A 20,825-nucleotide genomic window follows, 5' to 3' on the forward strand; every position below is an offset into this window, starting at 1 on the left:
TAAGTATACACCTACATTACTACTCCCCACAACCGATTATCTTTTATTTCTTTTTGGGCGGTTTTACCGGTGGCATTGGTGGTTTCGAAGTTGTCGGAGGAAGTGAAAACCCCCTTTTTCCTCCTTTTTTTTCTCCAGTTGGTTTATTTTGTTTATTATTTTCGTCCATCCTTACACCTCTTAAAAATTATTTGCAAAATATGCATCATTTTTCCTATCGGCAATTTCTCTAAAATTATCTTTTTCTAATAATGTCTCTTCTTTTAAGTTTTTATTTTCTATATTGGCAAACTCATCCTTAAAAGAATATAATAATTCATTTATCTCGTTCTCTGACAAATCTCCCGATGCTACTTTAAACCAATTATATTCTATTTTGTTATATAGAAATTTTAAATCTTCCATAAATGGAACTAACATCTTTAATCGCTTACTATACGGCAAAAAACCTTTAATCGTTGTTAACACCTGCGAAATTGCTATTATAATAGACCAGACAAACGAATATTTCTGCCATATAGCCCATGCCGCAATACTTGTTGAAGACGCAATTGCCACAACAATATTAATGATCCTATCCCATCTGTAAGAATCTTCTGTATACACATCTAAATAGAATATCCATGCTTTAATTTGAACCATATATTTCCAGTACTTCTCTTGCATATTATTTTCCCCAACTCTGATAAAAACCGGATCCCCTTATCCTCATATCTTTAGCAGATCCGTGTAAATCTTTCTCCGAGCAGTATTTGATTTATTAGTAAATTCAACACCATTATACCAATTTATCAATTTCTCTCTTTGCTTATCCGAAATATCTTCTCTATGGAATACAAAATACCCAACGAGATAATTCACATAATCAGAACGATTAAATTTTTCCAAATCATTATTTTCTATAAACTTCAAAGCTCTTTCCAATGCTTCTAATGTCATTTCAAAGCATTCTTTTAATTTATCTGGCTCTAAGTTGCAAAGCTGATTTTCTTTTGTGTCAGATGAAATGGGTGCAAAATTATTCGAATGTTTACCGGAAACAAGCACTTCATACGCTGGATTTAATGCTGCAATTGAATATGAAACATTTGTCTTCTGCGGTGTAAAAAAATCATATCCATATTCCTGTACCTTATTACGATATACATGCGTATATTGTGTATACACATCAATACCATGTGCTTTCAATTTAGAAAATCTCATTTGAATAATACTTACACGACTTCCTGCATTATTCAAGACCTCAAACCAGTTAATCTGCTCATCTTCGGTAAGATCTGTTGCAAAATTAATTGTATATTGGTAAGTCTTTATTTTATTTCTAATCTGTAGTAACGCATTTACTACCATTGGTGATGCCAAAGCTTTATTTTTTTCTGTATAAGCAATTAGTTTGTTATCATCTTTATTCAAGAGCACACCAACTGGTACCTGATTTTTCCGATATGCTTCTGCGTTTATAACAAATTCTCCCTTTCCTAAATCTAACACTACACTTTTTAAATCTGGATGATTGCAATATGCTTTATAATTTGTTGTTAACCTCTGTTGCCCATCTACAACAGACATCTGCCCTCTTACAGTTTCAGAAAGTAATTCCCTTTCTATAAAAGAAACTTGTGGTACTGCAAATTCCTTTTCTGTATTATTTATTATGTTAATGGAGATTGCAGATATGGGAGATTTACTTAAAAGTTGATAATTTAACAATTCAACACATTTTGCCAATGTCCAACTAACATCTCTTTGATATAAAGGCAATGTTAATTCATTCTTTTCTATATACTCACATAACGTAAAAATATATTCTTGTCTACTATTTTTTGTTGGATTAAGATTTGCAGCCTCCAACAATTGTTTGTTAATATTCATTCCGTCTCCTTTCTAGCTGCTTTTTTTAGCAGCTTCATTGTTTTTTATTAAATTTATCAGTTTTTATTCATTTTGTCAATAGCTGCTACTATATTTTAATTTATGTGTCAATACAATTTGTGACTTATAATCCGTTGTCTTATAATCTTCTTAATTTTATGATAAAAAAGAGGTGATTTTATGAATATTCAATTATATTTTGGCATGGCAATTAAACAATTACGAATTTCTCAAAAAATTAGCCAAGAAAAATTTGCATTACATATAAATATGGATCGAACCTATTACGCTTCTGTAGAAAATGGTCATCGTAATATTTCAATAAATAATATACAAAAAATTGCTGATGGCTTTAATATTTCACTAACTGAACTTTTTAGACTTGTTGATAAAATACGCATCGAAACAAATAATTAACTCAGGAGGTAAAAACTATGGCTAAGAAACTACCAAAATTACCAGAACTACTTGAAAGAAAAATAAGCAAAACAGGACAAACTAGAGGTGCTGATGATGATGTTATCTTTCAGAACAGAGTTAGCAGAAATAACACTGTTCTTATTCCATTCCATCAGTGGATTAGAGATGAAAATCTGAGAACACTTGCTCTAGAAAATAAATTTGAGAAGGGATATATCGTACTTATCTCGCCTAAGGATTACTTTAACTCAGACAATCCGACACAGTTCCTCGCTAATAATCATTTATCTCTTGGGGATAACTGCTTAGTTTTTTACGAAACACGTTCAGATTGGGATACATATAATCCCGAAAAATTAAAATGGACACCTGCCAATAGCCGAGAAAAACCTTTAGGTGGAAATTTTGTTGCAAGAGTACCTGCTACAACAGCTCTTGATTCAACTCGTTCCAAAAAAGTAAACCTAGGTTTTGCTTCCCAATCTCCCAAAGGTGCAGGCATTCGCTTATATGAATATGCACGTAAATTAACAATACAAGAATGTCGTCTTCAACTTGAAGCTGAATATTGGCTTTGCTTTGACAGTATAAAAGTTGCCTCTGAAAATGGTATGACCTTGGAAGATGCTCAATTTCGAAAATCTGAAATACTTAAGCGTTGCGAAGCAAATGGATTACTCGATTATCAAAAATTAAAAGAAATGCGAATTATAAATGAAAACAACTGTACAATTTGTCCTCTTTGTCTAAAAGAACTTTCAGGAAATGAATTTTTAAATAAAGTAGCTCAACCCGAAGGGCGTGAGGTTCCCGACCTAACAGTTACACAAGTGAATCTATTTCATATAAACGAACTAAAATATGGTGCATTTAATCATAAACCTTATAACCTTGGTTGGGGACATCATTTCTGTAATGTTGTAGTAAAAGACTCTGGTATATATCCTACTCTAGAATGGATGCAAAGCGTTCTAGATGCAAACAAAGAAAATGGATTCTTTTAAACTCTAGCAAAAAATTAGGAAAGTCGGATTATTTTCCGACTTTCCCTTTTGCAAAATATTCTACGCTCTGCATCTTATCTGCCGCATAGTTACTCCATTTTTCTTCTATTTCAAACAATATACTTTTTCTCTCAAGTTCTAATGCTGCAACTCCTGTTGAACCTGAGCCTGCAAAGCAATCTAACACAATATCTCCAGGATAAGTTGTTGCATTGATGGCATGTTTTAATAAATCAACTGGCTTTTCTGCTGGATGTTTTCCACGATATTGCCGAACATTTTCAAATGTCCATACATCAGTAAATTCCACGTCTTTATTTACATTAAATGGTCTTATAATATCCTCAAAATCAGGAATGTCTTCTACTCCCGCCCCTGTTAACGCAGCCTTTATTTTTTCATATTGTTCTCTGCTCGGAATATTTCTCCCTGCTTCCCAATTTGCAACTGCTCCACCATGATTTACTTTTCCATATGCCCCCGTAATTTCTGCTAGTTTTATTGTAGACATCTTAACACTTTTCCTCCAAGCAGTTAATTGGCTTCCAAAATAACTTTTAAAAAGATTTCCGTCTACTGCATTTTCCATAAAAATAATTCTTTCAGAATGTGGATACCACTGTCTTAATGATTCCTTTTTCATTTTTTGTTTCCAGCCATCATATCCTGGAGCGTTAGGTTTAGTCCACGTAATTTCCGATAAAATATTAAAGTACTGTGAAAACATTATTTGTAATTGAGCCGACATAGCTGTCGAACAAAAACAAAAAATACTTCCATTGTGCTTCAGTACCCGTTTCCACTCAATTGCATACTTTTTCATCCACTCAATATAATCTGAATCTTTTGAAAAGCTTGTATCGCCTACAATATTACGTTTTTTAGTGGAATGATATGGTGGATCCGTTAAAATCAAAGCAATTGAATGATCCGGCACTTTATTTAGCAACTCTAAAGAATCTCCATTAACAACAATACTTGATTCTGTCCCCAAATCAATATCATAAAATTTTTCTTTTATATCTCCAAAAATTTTTTCTTTTTCCATTTTGGCAATCTCCAAATTCCATAAATTATATACAGCCATACTATGAGATCCGAATCAAAAGGTCAAAAGCCGTTCATGCTTGCACCACAATAAGGTATCTAAATTGTCCTCTCAAACATGAGAAGTATTAATTCACACGATAAATCTGCGCTTTCCAAATGTTTTAAGATTACGGTAGCTCCGGAGCAATTCATAAATGTCAAGTTAAAGATGAAATAGCTTTTCCTCCCTATTTAGTCAAGTGTTTTTCCCCTTAAAATCAAGGGATTTCTAAGTTTCTATCTCAGATGAATGAGCCTCGATCATGAGCGTTTTTCTGTATCTGGTACGAAAATAGATGGTTATGGGTATACGAAATAAAACGTCTCTGTTTTTCCGTTTTACATGGCCTTGTATATCCCTTTCCTCCTATGGCGGCGCACCTCCCGTGTCTACCAGGATCTCTGCACATTTCTGTACTGGTCCTCACTTCCTTCGTTCCGCCTGCCCATAACCAGGGTGTCAGCTTAGCTCCTTGCCTGGGTCTTGCCCTATGGAAAATATTCCTGCCGACTACTGGCTCATTCTTTGTAAATATAACATTTACTGACTGGCTTCCCGTGACAGCGCTGTTCCCAGCGGACGTTCCCCTCCCACGTTCTGCCTTTTCCTCTGCTTCACAGCAGTTCTTTCAGCCATCCGTTTTCTTCCCGGCGTGGCTGAGGTCAGCAGTCAGTTCTCTTTGTATCTGACTGCTCACTTCAACCACGTCAGTCTTCCTTCGGTTAGCTTATCTTCTTATGCAGCCTGGACACCCCTTTCGGGTCTCCTGATATCTCCCAGCATCTTTTCTCCATCGTAATCTACACCTTTTGTCAGTATGGCATAGAAGACTCGAAGGACTTTACATGCTACCGTTACCACCGACTGCATCTTCTTCAGAGGATTTTTCTCTCTTGTTTGATAATACTGGTGGATCTCCCTGAATTCACTATTTTTCCCTATCACGGATATCGCCGCTTCATACAGCACGTATCTCAGTCTTTTCCGCCCCCGGTAACTGATATGGCTTTCACCTGCATGTTTCCCGGAGCTGTTCTTTACAATCGCATATCCTGCCAGCTTCTGTACCTGCTTTGGGTCATCAAACCTGCTCAGGACGCCGACCTCCGCGATAAATCCGCATACCGTTTTCAGCCCGATCCCTTTGATCTCAAGAAGTTTATCTACATAGAGGATTTCTTTGATTTTTTCTTCTATCTTAACCATCAGGTCATCCATGCGTCTGCTGTACTTCTCATAGTCTTCCAACAGATTCCGGATCTCCATGCTTGCCGCTTCTGGTGCCTCCTGGCTCCCAACGCTGTGCTCCGCTGCCGATAACAGGGTCTTTGCCCTCTTCATCCCGACGCCCCTCAGCTTTGCGTTCCGCCAGATCTGATTGATCCCTTCCGCTCCCAATTCTTTTATCTTCATCGGAAGCGGAGCCTCCTGAAGCACCATCATCCCGCTTACTGCATCCAGTTCCCCATAAACGTCTTTATATTCCGGAAAATAGATGCTGATCCATCGTGCGATCCGGTTTCGGATCCTTGTGATCTCTTCCTGTGTCTGAAAACGCAGATTGGAAAGGCTCCGGATCTCTGCATAAACTCCTGTTGGAATATAGGGATAGGAAAAGCGCCCTTCATTTACCAGTGCAGCGATGGTCTTCGGATCTTTGCGGTCATTCTTGTCGGGATTATTGTCGTCCATCTCCTTCGATTTTTTTACATGGTGCGGATTCACATGAACCGGTCTCATTCCGCTGTCCTGCAGGGACTTCCCAAGATTGAACCAGTAATGTCCTGTTGGTTCCATTCCGGGGATTACAGCAGTTTTACCGGCTTTCTCCTTGATATCCTCAACCCATGCCATGAATGTCAGGAATCCGGCTTCATCATTACTGAACGCCAACGGTTTATCAGAAAATTCATAATTGCGCCAGTCGAATGCCCTTACGTAATGAGTTTCACTTCCGACATCAATCCCAAGGACTAAAGTTTCTTCCTTAATAGATGCAATTTTTGCGTTTTGTGTGTTATACTTCATTTCAGATACCTCTCTGTTTCATAAGATTTTTACTAACCCGCAAAGTCAGCAAATCTTATTTTACTCTGAGGTATCCTTTTTTCTCAACCACCTTTCACGGGATTCCCTATATTTGAATTATACAGGAAGCTCCTAATATCGTACTATATAATTTTCTATTATTTTTCTTAATTTATGCACTTGGTTATTATAACAAAGCAATTCCCTCATATCAATGATTTTCTATAATCGTAATCAGACATAAATATGAATGTTTCATAGATTATCTCCTCCGCACATGCCCGGATATTATTCATTTTCCCAACCCATACCATCTGATCCTGCATCTTCAGTTCTTCTGTCACTCCCTGCTTTTCTTTCATCTGCTCCACCAGTCTGTCCATCATCTGATTACACTTCTCGTCAATCTGATGCAGATGTTCATTTAACTTTCCAGCAAGTACCAACTCCAGATATAATCCCTTCCGATGCTCCTGCAAATATGTCTTTCTCAACATTCCATACTTTCCAATCGGATACTCTGTCTCTTCCGGGAGGTACAGGTCTGGATAATACAGACCGTCCTCTCCTAAAGTATAACTGATTCCATTTTCTCCCATAATGTGTTTCTCCATGATTGTCCTCCTATCTTGCTCCCCGATTTTTGTTCTGACTACGGGTATGCTGTTTATTTTTCTGTTCATTCTGTATTTCTTGTTTCTTTTCAGCCAGCTTCGCCCTAATACCATGTGCTACTGGCTCTTTTCCTGTTTCTTTCTTCCATTTTTCTATTGCAGTTCGATATTGGCTATACTCAGATTGAGAATCCTTAAAATCTTTTAAAAATTCCTGTACACTTCTATATCCGATTTTCTGTACAATCCTTGGAAGGTAATCTTTCATATCTCTGATCTGACTTTTCAGTTCATCAATTTCTTTCTGCAATTCTTTTTTCTTTCTTCCTTTAAACCATCCCGTGACCTCTGACAGTTCTTTCTTCTTTGCAGAAAGCTGTTTTTGTTTCTGTTGAATTGCACCGTTTTGATCTTCCAGTTCTTTATTCACTTTAAATAGTTTCGGATACTTTGATGCAAGCCTCGTCATTTTAGGTTGTTCCGGTTCTGCCTTTTCTTCTTTTGTTGTCTTGATTGCTGCCATGCTATTTTCAGCAACATGCTCTTGGTGTTCGGCTTCCGTTCGCTCTGTCTGTGCCACACTTGTCTGCTCCGGCACTTCCCTGGGCTTCTTAAACAGCACACTTGCTATCAAAAACTCCAATGCCTCGACCGCCACTGTTACAACTCTGGAAAATAATCGTGGTCTGTTTCCACGCCGGGCAATTGATTCCCTGATCGGCTCCGTGATTTCTTTCCGCTTCACTTCCATTATCTTCGGTTCCGGCACTCCACTAATCAATGCCATATCAACAGCTCTGTTCCATTCTCGGCGTTTTTGATTATCCGCTTCTATTTCCTGTGCCTTCGGATTATTTTTTCCGATTTTCTTTGTTGCAAGATACACTCTGCCACGCTCAAATACCTGCAACTTCTGGCTCTCGTTCTGCACATAAATATTGATTAAATCTGTATAAGAATGCTTTACCTCATCCAGAAACGAATTACTTTTGAAGCGTTCCTCTTTCACTGTAAACAATTTTTTCTCATATACTTCACCTTTTTTCACGATACTGCAGCCTTCTCGTATCTCACCATCTTCTCCCAATATCTCTTTCTTGGTTCGGACATGCTTTCCATTTTCATCATAAAACATATTTCTGCCGGCAATCTTAATGATTGGTTCATCCAGTAGTTTCCGTTCTGCAAATATCAAATGAATGTGATAATTGGTCTTTCTTTTATTGTGGTGCAAAGCAGCAATACACTCTGTTCCATAATTCTGTTTAAAATGATTTGTAAAAAGCTGCAGCAATCTATCCGGCTGATATTCTGTAAAACTCTCTGGCAAAGCAATGATCAGTTCTCTTGCCTCAATACATTTTCCTTCTGTTCCACTTTTTGCAAATTCTTCCTGATTACATTTTGCAAGTTCCTGCCAGAATTTCCGTTCTGTGGTTTCATAAACTGCATAGAGGTTTTCCTGTTTTGCATGACTGGATATATAAGTGATCCTGCCTTTTACATTGCTTAGTTTTGTCATTTGAATAAATGAATTTCTTCCGATAGGCGCTCCCTCCTTGTCTTCGGCAAAATAAATTCCGCCATTTCATTTGTGAGTGGATGCATCGGCATCCGTTTACGAACTTACTGCCGTTTCTGGCTATAATAGCCCCCTGCAAGGGCGAAATACGCAGAGCATAAACGAAGTTTGTGCGATGGGTATATTTCGCTCTCAAACGCCGAGGGCTTTGTGAGATGCTTCTTACATCTACCACAACTTGGCTTTCGCTTTTCATTTCGGGCGTATCCGCCCTCTTTTTCTGCCCGTATCCGGGCTTATTTTTTCACTAACAACAAACCGACTATTACTCTTCCTGTCTGCTTTATTCCGGTATCCTTGCCCGTACATATTCCAGATCTCCACAATATGGTGTTCCAACCAAATACCATTCTCTCTCCAGATTCATTTCCATTCGTGTCTTTACCCACTGATCATCAACTAGAACTTCCAGACATTCTCCGCAGTGAAATCCTGGATCAATCCATAAGTCTGATGACAATAATCCATATCTTTTGTTATAACTGTTGTAACCTAATCTTCCTTCTCTCATGGTGTCACTCTCCCTTCATTTATCATTTCCGCAGGGACGCCCTGAATCAGGGCTCCCTTTTGAAAAGTTTTTTCTTCGCTAATCAACTACCGGCTACACCTTACAGACCTTCTCTTTGTTTGCTATCTACAGGTGCGTGGCACGCTCCTGTCATAAGGTCATCAAGCAGAATCCTTACCAACGAAAGTCCTCATGCATTCCACACTTATCCAAGTACTCTTGTCTTGCCTTTTCCCGTTCTTCCTCGGTTGGTGCTGTTTTGAATGTTGTATATAACTGACGTTTTACCATACTGTCTAATTTTTCCATCAATGCTTTTTCTATCTCCGGCAGATATTCTTTGTTCCCGGCAAGATGATACTGGAACAATGCCAGTAATAAATCTTTTGGTATCTGTACCTGTAATTTTCTTTCCATGTTTCTCCTTTCCGTGACGGTCGTGACGATAGTGACGATATTTTCACTACCGTCACACTATATAAAATACCGTCACAACCGTCACATATCATCACGCTTGTTTTCCGACAAAGGTTAATCTAATTTTTCTTCCGTCGTGTCCCCGCTCTGTTTTATACTGGATTCCATATTCTAGAATCAGACGTTCCAGGCTGACATTTAATTTTCGTGATAATGCGTTCGGCTGCATTTCCACCTGCAATACTTCCACAAGATCTGTTGCTGTTCCTACCCACTCTGGCGTAGTTTCTGTTACAAGTTCTTTGATTTTTTCCAACACTGGATCTTCTGGTTCTTTCCAAAGCTCTGTCTCTGTTTTGGTAAGTTCCCAGACACATCTCTCACGGTTAAAGTTCAGCCACAATTTCTGATCCTGCTGGTCTCGCCCTGCCACTTCCAGAACTGCCTTATTATCTGTCCGTTTTTCTTTCTGCATGACGAATGCTCCATCCGCAGCTCCCAGCAATCCATTCGTGCCAGAAATCATATCAAAGCTATCGGAAGATTCCATTTTTCTTGTATGATGCACAACCAGAAAGCAGATACCATATTTATCACTGAACGCTTTCAGCTTCGTTACAATCTCATAATCACTGGCGTAACTGAATTTATCTCCACCAACCTCACGCACTTTCTGAAGAGTATCAATGATAATCAGTCTTGCGTCTTTATGCTCCGTCACAAATGTTACAAGCTGCCTTTCCAGTCCGTCATTGAGCGATTTTGATTTTGTAGCGAAATAAAAATTCTCACTGCCTTCCATTCCAAACATCTGTGATAACCGCTTTTGCAACCTTGCATAATCATCTTCCAGTGCCAGATAAAGAACCGTTCCCTGTCTGACCGAAAAGCCCCACAATGGAAGTCCTTTACTGATGTGATACCCGATCTGTGCCATAAAGAATGATTTTCCAATCTTCGGTGAACCGACAAACAGGTAAGTTCCGTTATACAGAAGTCCATCTACAATTGGCAGTTTTGGTGGATATGCGGTATCGTATAATTCCATCATAGAAACTGTTTCCAAATCATCTGGATTCTTTTTATTTGCTGATTTTGCTGTATTTTCCGCATTATTTGTGGCTTGCAGATTGCCCTTACCGGGCAAATCTGCTATACTTTGGTTGGTTTTTAAATTTTGTAATGGCTGTTCCACATCTGCGCCAACAGATGCAATCGGAGCAGTCTTTTTTTCTTTTACTGTCATTCATTATCCCCTTTCAATCCATACAGTGTCTCTGCAACCAATCTCAGGGTACTCAGCAACTCTTCGTTTTCCTCACTGCATTTTTCCAGACGTTTCAATTCTTCATAAATCTCTGCCATCTGATTTCGCAATGCTTTATACACTCTTGGATTCCCCTGTACCACAATTTCCCGATCAGTTAATCGTTTTGTGATATAGTCCTGCTTGCTAAGTCCTGACAATCGGACACATACATCAATCTGCTCTGCTTCTTCCGGTGATACCCGGAATGCTACGATTTTGTTTCTCCATCTTCCTTTACTGTCCAGATTTTTCTCCATTTAATTTTTCCATCCTTTCAATATCCAGCTGTTCTGCCATCTGTGTCTGCTCACTTGGAAACAAATGTGCATATCGGTAAGTGATATCAATGCTCTCATGTCCCATTCGGTCTGCGATTGCTAATACCGTAAATCCCATATTGATTAATAACGATACATGGGAATGTCTCAAATCATGCACACGAATTCGCTTTACCCCAGGCACTTTTGATCCTCTGTTCATTTCATGATGCAGATAAGATTTGGAAATTGTGAAAATCCGTTCGTCCTCTTTCGGCTCATACAGCATTTTCAGATAATCCTGCATCTCATCACACAAAAACTGCGGCATCTTAATGGTTCGATTACTTTTTAATGTCTTTGGTGGTGTAATCACATCTTCCCGGTGCAGTCTCTGATAGGATTTGTTAATCCGTAGTGTATGCGTTTCAAAATTGAAATCTGCCGGTGTAAGTGCTAATAACTCGCCCATGCGAAGCCCACACCAGTAAAGTATTTCAAACGCATAATAGGAAACAGGCTTGTCCATCATGGCATCTGCAAATTTCAGATATTCTTCTTTTGTCCAGAACAGCATTTCCCTGTGTTCCTCTTTTCCCATATTTCCTGCTTTCTGCGCTGGATTAGATGGAAGATGGTAAAAATTAACTGCATGGTTGAAAATAGCACTTAACTGACTGTGAATTTTCTGCAGATAAGAGGCGGAATACGGTTTTCCATTTGGCTGCCGGATCGCAAGCAGTTCACTCTGCCATGCAATAATATCCCTTGGCTCAATTTCCCCTATCTTACGCTTTCCGAAATAAGGAAGAATTTTGGTTCTGGCAATATTTGTCTTCGTTCCCTAGGTATTATCACGAATTCGATTTTGCATATCCTCCACATAAATCTCATAAAAACTTTCGAAGGTCATATCCAGTTTGGCTTCTTTCTTCAGCAATAGCTCTCGTTCCCACATCTGTGCTTCTCGTTTTGTAGGAAATCCTCTTTTGGATGACTGGTGCGTTTCTCCTGTCCAATCGGTATAACGATAGACTACTCGCCACTTTCCAGTGGCATTATCTTTATGAATACTCATACAAATTCTCCTCTCTTTCTCTTACATTTCGCTGTAACATACTTTTTTGCGGAAATAATTGGTGTTTACTCTGCCAGCTACCGTAAGATAACCCAGCTTCTGTAATTCTTCATTTAGCTGTTTGACAATCTTATAAGCATAAGACTTAGAAACACCCAGTTCCGCTGCAACTTCTTCTACTGTCATAAAAGTTCTGTTCGTCACATCGCATCTCTCCTTTCTTCTTAACGCAATTTGTTTAGGTTTCTACATTTGCATGATACTAAACATTTTTATTTAAGTCAAGTAGTTTTATGAGGATATTAAATTTTTTTGTTTAAGTTCTTCTTGCTATCCGAAATTGCTCATGCTATACTGAACCTAAACAGAATTGTTTTATTTTCTATCACAATTAATTACGGCAACACGAATGACCACTATAAGGAGGCAAACAAGAATGGCAATCGGACAACGTATCAAATTTTTTCGCAACCGCAAAGGCATGACACAAAAGCAACTGGGAGAACAACTGGGATTCATGGGAAAAACCTCAGATGTCCGCATGGCTCAGTATGAATCTGAAGCCAGAGTTCCTAAAATCGATCTTGTAAAACAAATGTCTCAGATCTTCGATGTCAATACTCATGCTTTAACAGTTCCGGATATTGATACTTATATAGGTCTGATGCATACACTGTTTGCACTGGAAGATATGTATGGTCTGAAAGTACAAAATATAGACGGGCAGCCTCATCTCTGTCTTGACGCTTCCATATCTGCTCCCAGCTCCTCTGTCGATGAAATGCTTCGTGCATGGATGGAACAAGCTGACAAACTGGAAAACGGTGAAATCAGCAAGGAAGAATATGATGAATGGAGATATAAGTACCCGGAACTGGATACTTACCAGAAACGTGCCAAGGTACCATCTCAGGAACTGAGTGATTACCTCGTAAAAGAATTGACTAAAAAAGAAAAATAAAAGAAGAAAATAGAAAAACCTTACCGATATTCAGTTTTTTACTTCTGAAAATCAGTAAGGTTTCTTTATATACATTATGAAATAAAATTTTTATCTCTTGAATAATCGTAAAATGTTGCCATTTTGTTGCCAATCACTAAACAAATTTGCTTGCAACCCGCATAAATACTTGGTTCTTGTGATTGTGTGGATTATTCGAACTCGCAAAATCAAATTTAGTTCTATACAGTTTTGTATAGGATATTTGATTCCATTTGTTTCTATTTGGTTCCAACTGTCATGTTTGCATGGTCTGTCTCTGCTAGTGTTATCAATTTGTTATCATGAAATTGTTATCATAGTTAAATTTATACTACTTTATCCCTCTAATCCTTTATCTTCCTTCTCGCTAATTCACGCATTTTCATAATCCATTCATTTCCATAATGCGCATAAAACTCATTTTTACATTTTTCTAGGTCAGCCAATTGATGAGAGTAGAACGCATCAAAATAACCCTCTGGTATGCACAAAATAGTAGCGAATTGTTTTTTACGTTTTGGTATAGTTCCTCTACAAACCGCATATCCTATCACAGATGTCTTAACGCCTAATATTTCTCCCAACTCCCACCAAGGAATATTATATACTTTTGCTATCGCATCATAAATGTTAATTTGCGTTCCTTTTGGCGTTTCATCTTCTTCTAGCTTTCTTAATGCATCTTCAAAATATATTTTCCCTCTATCGTAAGCATCTTTAATATACCACGGCATTTTTTCGGTTATTTCTGTGAAATAATCAAAGGAAATCCCCCAACCATCACATTCTTTATTGAAATCCTGAATTTTTTGTCCGTAACTATAATTTCCCTCGCCAGTACATACCCCTTCAACATTAAACTCACATGTTTCGCACGTTTTATTAATCCGCATTTTTCCCTCATACAATAAACAACTGTTTATGTTGCTTTATTATCAGTTTTATATCTATGGCTCATTTATTCCACTGGTTTGAAGAGTAACTTGAATAAATTGTCGCATTTCATCTATGGATTTCTTTAATTCATCTCTAGTATACCTTACATTATTTTGGTTTTCAGGATGATGAATTTGATGCCTGATATATTCCGTCAAAACTTTTTGCTCATCAACCACTCTTCCGTCTTTTAATTGCCTCTTATACAGTCTCGTCTGCTTTCCAGAAATATAATTATTTTTCCAGCCCTGAAATTCAATGAAAGAGTATAATTCGTCATGGTATTCCTCCGTAGCCTCACCAAATGCCACGTAATTAACTTCATTTAAAGATGGATATTGAAGTTGCCCCGGTAATACCCCTAATACTTCCTTTTGATGATTCTCCCCATTTTTTATTAAACGAAGATTTGCAAAATCAAGTTGTTTTACAATAAAAGAACTATGCGTTGTTAATATAACTTGTGTATGCTCTGTTGCTGCCAGAGTCTTAAAGGCTTCTATTAATAATCTCTGATTATCCGCATGCTGTGATGTTTCGGGTTCTTCTATTGCATATATTACACCAGCATTATCATCTTCATTTAGTCTGCGCTCAGCTTCAGCTCTGAAAAAACTTAACAATACTAGCCTTTTTACTCCGCTTCCTCTTTTATTAATAGGAATATTACTATCACCAGAAATAGAAACATTCTTGAATACATCCTGCCATTTCAAACTCTCTGGTGATGGGATTACTGGCATAAGGCTATCTGCAATATCAGGATCAATTTCTCTTAATTTTTGTAAAGTTCTGCTTGATACCTGCTGTAATTTTTCCTTAACCTCATTAGCAATTTCGCTTAATGTTTCTTGTAGCTGAGTTTCCCCCAATATCTGTTTTACCGCTTCCTTTAATGGATCTTGTACCTCGTTATCGCCATCACTATTCTTTCTATCGGACTGGAATAAAGAATAGACCGGCAAATATCCTGAAATCTTTTCCCATATTTTTTTAGCATCTTCCTTTGAAGCATCAATTTCAACATCTGTTAACTGCAAATCATCCTTATATTTGTCCCAAATACTCTTTCTTAATATTGCATTAACAGATTGGTTTTCACAATCTATCGCTTCATTATTTACTATTTTTTTAAGATCACTATTTTTCTTTAAAAGCAGATCAGAGCACTTCGGATTACATGGGTGATTAGCTTTTATATATACCTTAGGTGATCCGCCATTTTTATACTTTTTAGCAATTTCTAATTGTCCCTGAGAATTAAGCATGTACTCGTCATGTAAAGTTGTTTCTACAGATGAATCTATAACAATTCTTGCAGGTAATTCTGTAAAACAAACGGTAATGATAGAATCTTGACTTCCACTTTGCTGTTCATACACGTTTACATCTGTCTTATCAATCTTAACAGCTCCTTTTCCCTCATTAAAAAAGATGTCCAATGCTTCTAATATTGTAGATTTCCCAACATCATTTTTCCCAACTAACACTGTTAAATCATCAAACTTTATTTCTATTTCTTCTTTATATCCTCTAAAATTCTTTAATTTCAATGATTCTATTTTCATATGTAAACCTCTTTTTCAAAATCATTTTGCAGGAGCAACTGTATGATTAGCATATGTATCCCAAGTTGGTTCATAATCTTCTGTGGCTTGATTTCCCCACATATCCCAGCCTTCTCTGACTCCTCTTGCAAACAATTCAATTCTAGGCCCCTGACTGCAAGCCTCAATAATTGGTATGATTTCATCTGGTTTACGGCTGTGCTCCCGTTTCATTGCTCTGATAATATTCACCTGTGAGCGAGCAGGCTGAAGAGTTCTATTTGGGGCACTTTTTTTCTTAATTCCAAACAAAATCAACTCTGTAACATTTCTAAAGTAAAAACCAACTCCACGACCATCCGGGCCTCCGTCTTTTCTCACTTTTTCCCACACAAGATTCCCCTTGTACTCAAATCCCCATGCATCCATTACAGCTAAACCATCTGGAAGTAGCGCATTAGGAACCCATAAATATAAATGAGCTTTATCACCTGTAATATCAGCAATAGGCAATGCCTTGATGTCCTCTATTGTCATAGTTTCATATCGAGTTAACCGTTTATGCTCTGGAGCAACCTTCCCTGTTCTATTCTGGAACTGCCATGGCGGATCTGCATAAATTGTATTATATTTCTTCCCGTTTGTGAATTTCTGTAAGTTTTGTATAGTACTCGCTAAGTCTGCCATATTCTTCAATACATTCCTTTCCAATCCCTATTGCTAAAATAGGACAACCACCATTTCGCCGTGAATCAAGTCTATATGTCAGTTTCCCCATCCATGTAGTACTTGCACCATATTTCTTAATCAGCGGCTGTCCATTATTGTCTTTTTCTTGCTTAAAAATGTCATTAAGCGCCTCTGCTCTTGTTACGATAACTCCTACATCAATTAAGCCACAATCAAAATACGTTCTCATAGCCAGCAAATCACGATCAAAAGTTTGATCTTTGCTATTCCATTCAAGGTCAAAAGCAACTCTATTTTTCAAAAAATCAATATTATGGCCGTCAATATATCCTTCGATTGTCTCAACTTCATATGGTTCATCTGCGAAACGCCCCCTACGCTGTGCTGTCTGCCGAGGATATTTCTTAACAATCAAATCACCGCTTATTCTGATTTCTCTCCATCCGTAAGGATATAACACATCATCAAACTTCTTTGGTATCGGCGATTCATTCCCACCTGCTTTTTTGATATCTGCCAGCGTAAGCTTCAGTTTTCTTAAGCATTCCTGCAATTCGTCCCATTCCACTGGGAAAGCATCATGAAGAATTTCTAAAGCGTGTCCATAATTATAAAACTCAAATCGATCCAAAAGATCGCTGTCTATGTACTTTTCTATATCCATATAGCATTATCCTTTCACTGTTTTTTCTGGAAGTACTTCGATTATTTCATCCATTGAACACCCCAGTTCTAAGCATATTCTAGTCAAAACTTCTACTCGTACATCTTCATTCCTGCCGAGTCTCGCCATAGCATTAGTACTGATTTTGGCTCTTTCACATAACTGAGTCTTATTCATTTTCTTATCAATAAGCAACTTCCAGAGTTTATCATAGCTGACAGCCATATATAACCTCCCTATTTCACGCATAAAATCTTCTTTATTATATTACCATGAGTTAATATCTGGTTCAAGATGTTCTTGAGTTTCTCAAGTACATCTTGAACTTATTACTGCTTAAACTTTTGGAAGGATATAAACAAATTCTTTCTTTACAATTTTTTCTGCTTTATCTGTCACCGCTTTCATAGCTGCTCTCCATTCCATTGGAGAAATTTGCTTCATATCATCACTCAATCCCTCAGCTTGTCTGATTTCTTTAATCAAAAAACGATACCTACAGTCTGCCCGTTTATCTAAAACTGTTAAATATTCTCTCAGCTCACCATTTTGTATCATTTTCAATAATGCTAAAGGATATTTCTGCTTTAAATATTCTCTATGGAGCATCCCCCATTTTCCTATATGTGTACTATTTTTTATCTCCTCAGAATAAATACAACTTATTACCATTCCTATCCAACTCCTTTTCATCTAACAACTAACAACACATTTACCTTGCCCCTCTGTCCATTTTTCGTCTTTTCACCCGTTTCTGCTCCTTCTCCGCCTGCTCCAACATTCTCTCCCTCTGAGCTATATTCTCAATCATATCCTTTCCTAACGCCCGTTCTATCCGATTAAAATCTCCCAGCCTTTCCTTTAGTATTCTATTCTCATTCCAAAGTTCTTCTACACGAGCTGTAAGAGAATTAACCTTACTCCATGCCCTCTCATATGACCTCTGCATATCGTTAAATCTTCTGGAAAGATCGAGGTAAGCCCGGTAGACTGACCGCAGTACCGTCACGACCTTCTTAATCAATGGCTTTGCCTTTTTCTCCCGGTAGGATTTCCCTGTTTCCAGCGTTCCCGCCTCCGGCAATACCTCTTCTGGATCAGCAGAATATTTCTCTGCAAATCGCTCCATCTCTTTTATCATAGGAGCAATCTCTGTCAGCTTTTTCTCATATTGCGCCGCCTTTTTCTTTGCCTGTTCTGCCTGCTTATTGGCTTCTTCCTGGCTTTCCTGCGCTGAGAAGATATCTTTCTCAAAGTTCTCCAACTGATCAAGATATTTTGCATTGACTTCCTGCATAATAGCATTGTGCTCTTCTAACTCAGCTTTTTGTTTCTCAAGCGCAGACACTTCCTTTGCCCGTTCTTGTTTTTCAAAATCCAATAGAGACAGATGCTTTTCATGCGTGCCTTTCTGCTCCCATTCAATCCCATGCTCCAGCATAATTGAGGCAAGCTGCTTCTTTTCAGCCGCCACCCACTGATTTAATTCTGTCTCATGCCTCGTTCCACCTTTGAAACCAAGAGCTGACAACGCCTGTTTCAAGGATACTCTTGTATCCAGTCCACGCTTACTTCCTGTCGTATATGGCACAAAATCTATATGCAGATGGGGCGTTGCCTCGTCCATATGGAGATGAGCTGAAAACACCCTTAATGTAGGATTTCTTCTCTGGAAATCCTGCATATATTCATCCAGTATCTTTGCCGCCAGCCGTCCTTCTTCTGTTTCCGCTCCCATTGTCTCCCTGTCGCCAATCTGCAGAATGATCTCATGAAATGGCTTCTCCTGTTTCCCAGCGTGGATTTTTTCATAATAGTCATCAATCCGGCGGTCATTCCTCGTCTGTTTTTCATTATAACGGGCTAAAGCTTCATCAAATAATTCATGATAAACGTCTTTGATATTTTCATTGCAGTATTCCACATTCAGATAACTTCTCTCTGGATCTGTATTCTTTGCATGGAATTTTCTGCTATTGTGATTGACAGAACCTTTCCCTGTCATAAAGCTGATTGTCCTCTTCAATAACTCTCCTTTCTCCCTCTTCGGGTAGTATTCAGCGCCGGATACGGCGCATAAGCTTTGTTACTTTCGTCGAAAGTAACGCAAAAGCACTTTTGACAGCCGTTCCGTCCATCAAAAGCTGCCTTTGCGCCCTGCCGGGAGCTTATCCGTCCTATGGACGGAGCGGCTGTTCCAGCCGCTTTGTTTCCGCTGCTATCGCTTTTCTCATTGCAGATACCACATTTGCCACTGTGCTTTCCTCCCATCCCGCAAGCCATACCAACGTCTGCATTTCTCCTTTTGTCAGCTCTACCTCTCCAAAAATTTCATTAAGCATAGCAATCTGTCTCATCTCCATCTCATAAAATTTTTCGTTAATATTCCGTGTCCCACGTTCCGGCTGGATAATCATAAAATTCCTCCTTCCGCCTTGTCCGCTATCACAGGAGCGTGCCACGCTCCTGTCCTATATCCCCAAAGAAATCTTTACCAACGAAAGCTGTCCGGTATCCCCCTCCTGTCCAGATATTCCTGCCGGGCTTTTCCCCGTTCTGTCTCTGTCAGTGCAGTCTTAGACTTACCATATAATTCACGCAGTACCATCGCATCCAGTTTTTTCTCCAATCCTATCCGTATCTCATCCACATGGCTGTCTTCCTCCATCAGATGATAGCGGAGCAATAATATGAATAATTCCTGCGGTATCTGAACCTGCTTCATCCAAATCTCCTTTCAAGGTGGCAACATTACCTATTCTTAAAGAAATGGTAATCTTGCCATGTTGACTTATTGTTCCGGCAATCCCCACGACCAGTGTCCGCCGGTTTTTATCGACTGAACGCCAAGAGCCTTCTTCGCATTCCAAAGCGTTTTCCCTTTAATGCCATAGCTTTCTGACTCCCTAATAATCAGATTCTGTTCGACTGCTCCATCCGCCAATATCTCTAGCAGGAACTCTTTTGCCTCTTTTATCTTCTGTCCACGATTATTGCCGCTCAGCAGATCATCCGCACTGATGTCATATTCCCCGATCCACTCAAATCCGTTGTCTTTATCCAAACGGAAAGCGATTGATTTTCCTTCTGGCGCAAGGGAACTTTTTACATGGCATACTACTCTAATCTCCGGCTCGTTCTTCACACGCCCTACGATCAGAACGCTCCTTGCCGCCGCCTGAAAGTCGATAGAACCAAGCCCTCTATATGAAGATTTCCCAGTGCTGTTCTTATTCATATGACCGATCAGTACGATCGCACAGTGGTATTTTTCTGCCAGCACAGATACCCGTTTCATCAGTGGACGGATTTCATTTGCCCGGTGCATATCTACTTCCGCTCCAACAAAACTCTGAATCGGATCTAAGACTACAAGACGGGCGTTTGTCTGCCGGATTGCCTGTTCCAGACGTTCATCTAACATTGTTAACGGCTGTTCACTATCGTCAATGACAAGCACTTTAGAACAATCCGCGCCTGCCGCCAGAAGACGGGGCTTTATGGTATCACCCAGCCCATCTTCTGCGGTCTGGTAGATCACATTGACTGGCTCACCTATCTGTTCTGTTGGTTTTTCCTCACCATCTTTTTCTGGCAGCACAGGCTCCCCTTTTGTCAGTTTTGCTATGATCTGCAATACCATTGTTGTTTTGCCTTCTCCGGGATCGCCCTGTATAATCGTCACTTTCCCATAGGGAATGAATGGATAGAGCAGCCATTCCACCTGCTCCACCGCAACATCTTCCATATTGATCAGCCGGAGTCCCGGCTCTGCTTTTCTGTTTTTCAAAATTACCTCCATTTCTGGTTGAAAGTATTATGGG

At 38.8% G+C, this 20,825-nt stretch carries 25 protein-coding genes and 1 pseudogene; 3 read left to right on the forward strand and 23 right to left on the reverse strand.

The window, feature by feature from the left end:
- Nucleotides 1–43 precede the first annotated feature (43 nt).
- The 3 genes from B5G11_RS16870 to B5G11_RS03375 are packed head-to-tail and all read right to left on the reverse strand — an operon-like array spanning nucleotide 44 to nucleotide 1,872.
- Complete coding sequence (locus B5G11_RS16870; protein ID WP_022425278.1) at nucleotides 44–169, reverse strand: hypothetical protein; 126 nt, start codon at nucleotides 167–169, stop codon at nucleotides 44–46.
- 11 nt (nucleotides 170–180) lie between these two features.
- Nucleotides 181–666 (reverse strand): hypothetical protein, encoded by a 486-nt coding sequence (locus B5G11_RS03370; protein WP_087252176.1) that lies wholly within the window; start codon nucleotides 664–666, stop codon nucleotides 181–183.
- Between the two features lie 42 nt (nucleotides 667–708).
- On the reverse strand, nucleotides 709–1,872 hold the full coding sequence (locus B5G11_RS03375) for a DUF262 domain-containing protein (protein WP_087252177.1): 1,164 nt from the start codon (nucleotides 1,870–1,872) through the stop codon (nucleotides 709–711).
- A 180-nt stretch (nucleotides 1,873–2,052) separates the two neighbouring features.
- On the opposite strand from B5G11_RS03375, the gene B5G11_RS03380 reads away from it, so the two are divergent.
- Nucleotides 2,053–2,289, forward strand: a complete 237-nt coding sequence (locus B5G11_RS03380) for a helix-turn-helix transcriptional regulator (protein ID WP_087252178.1) — start codon at nucleotides 2,053–2,055, stop codon at nucleotides 2,287–2,289.
- Nucleotides 2,290–2,306: 17 nt separating this feature from the next.
- Nucleotides 2,307–3,296 carry a BstXI family restriction endonuclease gene (locus B5G11_RS03385; RefSeq protein ID WP_087252179.1) on the forward strand — a complete coding sequence of 330 codons (990 nt, stop codon included), beginning with the start codon at nucleotides 2,307–2,309 and terminating at the stop codon, nucleotides 3,294–3,296.
- Nucleotides 3,297–3,324: 28 nt separating this feature from the next.
- On the opposite strand, the gene B5G11_RS03390 is transcribed toward B5G11_RS03385, so the two are convergent.
- The 10 genes and pseudogenes from B5G11_RS03390 to B5G11_RS03435 form a co-directional block, all read right to left on the reverse strand.
- Entirely contained in the window at nucleotides 3,325–4,344 is a 1,020-nt protein-coding gene (locus tag B5G11_RS03390; RefSeq protein ID WP_087252180.1) for a DNA methyltransferase, read from the reverse strand.
- A gap of 777 nt (nucleotides 4,345–5,121) precedes the next feature.
- A complete protein-coding gene (locus tag B5G11_RS03395; protein WP_087252181.1) occupies nucleotides 5,122–6,414 on the reverse strand; it encodes an IS110 family transposase in 1,293 nt (430 codons plus the stop codon).
- 206 nt (nucleotides 6,415–6,620) lie between these two features.
- On the reverse strand, nucleotides 6,621–7,028 hold the full coding sequence (locus B5G11_RS03400) for a TnpV protein (protein ID WP_087252182.1): 408 nt from the start codon (nucleotides 7,026–7,028) through the stop codon (nucleotides 6,621–6,623).
- A gap of 10 nt (nucleotides 7,029–7,038) precedes the next feature.
- Complete coding sequence (locus B5G11_RS03405; RefSeq protein WP_204229564.1) at nucleotides 7,039–8,550, reverse strand: MobA/MobL family protein; 1,512 nt, start codon at nucleotides 8,548–8,550, stop codon at nucleotides 7,039–7,041.
- A gap of 343 nt (nucleotides 8,551–8,893) precedes the next feature.
- Entirely contained in the window at nucleotides 8,894–9,121 is a 228-nt protein-coding gene (locus tag B5G11_RS03410; RefSeq protein WP_087252184.1) for a DUF5348 domain-containing protein, read from the reverse strand.
- 174 nt (nucleotides 9,122–9,295) lie between these two features.
- Complete coding sequence (locus B5G11_RS03415; RefSeq protein WP_087252185.1) at nucleotides 9,296–9,538, reverse strand: complexin-2; 243 nt, start codon at nucleotides 9,536–9,538, stop codon at nucleotides 9,296–9,298.
- 91 nt (nucleotides 9,539–9,629) lie between these two features.
- Nucleotides 9,630–10,784 carry an AAA family ATPase gene (locus B5G11_RS03420; RefSeq protein ID WP_087252186.1) on the reverse strand — a complete coding sequence of 385 codons (1,155 nt, stop codon included), beginning with the start codon at nucleotides 10,782–10,784 and terminating at the stop codon, nucleotides 9,630–9,632.
- On the reverse strand, nucleotides 10,781–11,104 hold the full coding sequence (locus B5G11_RS03425; protein WP_087252187.1) for a mobilization protein: 324 nt from the start codon (nucleotides 11,102–11,104) through the stop codon (nucleotides 10,781–10,783). Before B5G11_RS03425 ends, B5G11_RS03420 begins: the two co-directional genes overlap by 4 nt.
- Nucleotides 11,082–12,182, reverse strand: a pseudogene (locus B5G11_RS03430) (site-specific integrase). Before B5G11_RS03430 ends, B5G11_RS03425 begins: the two are co-directional and overlap by 23 nt.
- 21 nt (nucleotides 12,183–12,203) lie before the next feature.
- Entirely contained in the window at nucleotides 12,204–12,386 is a 183-nt protein-coding gene (locus B5G11_RS03435; RefSeq protein WP_022250156.1) for a helix-turn-helix domain-containing protein, read from the reverse strand.
- A gap of 232 nt (nucleotides 12,387–12,618) precedes the next feature.
- Between B5G11_RS03435 and B5G11_RS03440 the strand changes: the two genes are divergently transcribed.
- Nucleotides 12,619–13,143, forward strand: a complete 525-nt coding sequence (locus tag B5G11_RS03440; RefSeq protein ID WP_087252188.1) for a helix-turn-helix transcriptional regulator — start codon at nucleotides 12,619–12,621, stop codon at nucleotides 13,141–13,143.
- Between the two features lie 365 nt (nucleotides 13,144–13,508).
- Here the strand turns inward: B5G11_RS03440 and B5G11_RS03445 are convergent, their stop codons facing one another.
- The 10 genes from B5G11_RS03445 to B5G11_RS03490 form a co-directional block, all read right to left on the reverse strand.
- On the reverse strand, nucleotides 13,509–14,057 hold the full coding sequence (locus B5G11_RS03445; protein ID WP_087252189.1) for a hypothetical protein: 549 nt from the start codon (nucleotides 14,055–14,057) through the stop codon (nucleotides 13,509–13,511).
- 54 nt (nucleotides 14,058–14,111) lie between these two features.
- The gene (locus B5G11_RS03450) at nucleotides 14,112–15,668 is read right to left on the reverse strand and encodes an ATP-binding protein (protein ID WP_087252190.1); all 1,557 of its coding nucleotides are present in this window, start codon (nucleotides 15,666–15,668) and stop codon (nucleotides 14,112–14,114) included.
- Between the two features lie 21 nt (nucleotides 15,669–15,689).
- On the reverse strand, nucleotides 15,690–16,334 hold the full coding sequence (locus B5G11_RS03455; protein WP_087252191.1) for an MT-A70 family methyltransferase: 645 nt from the start codon (nucleotides 16,332–16,334) through the stop codon (nucleotides 15,690–15,692).
- Entirely contained in the window at nucleotides 16,273–17,001 is a 729-nt protein-coding gene (locus B5G11_RS03460) for a BglII/BstYI family type II restriction endonuclease (protein ID WP_087252192.1), read from the reverse strand. The genes B5G11_RS03455 and B5G11_RS03460 overlap by 62 nt, the downstream gene beginning before the upstream one ends.
- 6 nt (nucleotides 17,002–17,007) lie before the next feature.
- Nucleotides 17,008–17,226, reverse strand: a complete 219-nt coding sequence (locus tag B5G11_RS03465; protein ID WP_087252193.1) for a helix-turn-helix transcriptional regulator — start codon at nucleotides 17,224–17,226, stop codon at nucleotides 17,008–17,010.
- A 111-nt stretch (nucleotides 17,227–17,337) separates the two neighbouring features.
- Complete coding sequence (locus B5G11_RS03470; protein ID WP_158099201.1) at nucleotides 17,338–17,673, reverse strand: TnpV protein; 336 nt, start codon at nucleotides 17,671–17,673, stop codon at nucleotides 17,338–17,340.
- Between the two features lie 40 nt (nucleotides 17,674–17,713).
- On the reverse strand, nucleotides 17,714–19,006 hold the full coding sequence (locus B5G11_RS03475; protein ID WP_087252195.1) for a plasmid recombination protein: 1,293 nt from the start codon (nucleotides 19,004–19,006) through the stop codon (nucleotides 17,714–17,716).
- Between the two features lie 172 nt (nucleotides 19,007–19,178).
- Nucleotides 19,179–19,418 carry a hypothetical protein gene (locus B5G11_RS03480; protein WP_087252196.1) on the reverse strand — a complete coding sequence of 80 codons (240 nt, stop codon included), beginning with the start codon at nucleotides 19,416–19,418 and terminating at the stop codon, nucleotides 19,179–19,181.
- A 74-nt stretch (nucleotides 19,419–19,492) separates the two neighbouring features.
- Entirely contained in the window at nucleotides 19,493–19,726 is a 234-nt protein-coding gene (locus tag B5G11_RS03485) for a complexin-2 (RefSeq protein WP_087252197.1), read from the reverse strand.
- A gap of 66 nt (nucleotides 19,727–19,792) precedes the next feature.
- Nucleotides 19,793–20,749 (reverse strand): AAA family ATPase, encoded by a 957-nt coding sequence (locus B5G11_RS03490; RefSeq protein WP_343215470.1) that lies wholly within the window; start codon nucleotides 20,747–20,749, stop codon nucleotides 19,793–19,795.
- Between the last annotated feature and the right edge of the window lie 76 nt (nucleotides 20,750–20,825).

This window comes from Drancourtella sp. An57, from assembly GCF_002161525.1.
Lineage (GTDB): Bacteria > Bacillota > Clostridia > Lachnospirales > Lachnospiraceae > Sellimonas > Sellimonas catena.